Source organism: Sphingomonas larreae (genome assembly GCF_051400595.1).
Lineage (GTDB): Bacteria > Pseudomonadota > Alphaproteobacteria > Sphingomonadales > Sphingomonadaceae > Sphingomonas.
Genome location: NZ_JBLFFI010000023.1, coordinates 271 through 628 on the forward strand (window position 1 = coordinate 271; position 358 = coordinate 628).

General features: G+C 41.1%; 1 pseudogene. It reads left to right on the forward strand.

What is annotated here, in order from left to right:
• Positions 1–357, forward strand: a pseudogene (gene eno, locus ACMGDM_RS20645) (phosphopyruvate hydratase); the annotation flags it as partial.
• Position 358 lies beyond the last annotated feature (1 nt).

The following is a 358-nucleotide window of genomic DNA, read 5'->3' on the forward strand; positions in this document are numbered from 1 at the left end:
GTAGGGGATGATTTATTTGTTACCAACGTAGAGCGTCTTTCTAAAGGTATAGAAAATGGTATTGCCAACTCAATACTTATAAAAGTAAACCAGATTGGTACACTTACCGAAACTATTGCTGCTGTAAATATGGCACACAATGCCGGGTATACTTCAGTAATGTCTCACCGTTCGGGAGAAACTGAAGATACAACCATTGCAGACCTTGCTGTGGCGCTTAACTGCGGGCAGATTAAAACCGGTTCGGCTTCACGTTCAGATCGTATGGCAAAATACAACCAATTGCTTCGTATAGAAGAAGAGCTGGGCGATGTAGCTTATTTTCCGGGTGTAAAAGCATTTAAGGTAAAAGCTTAAT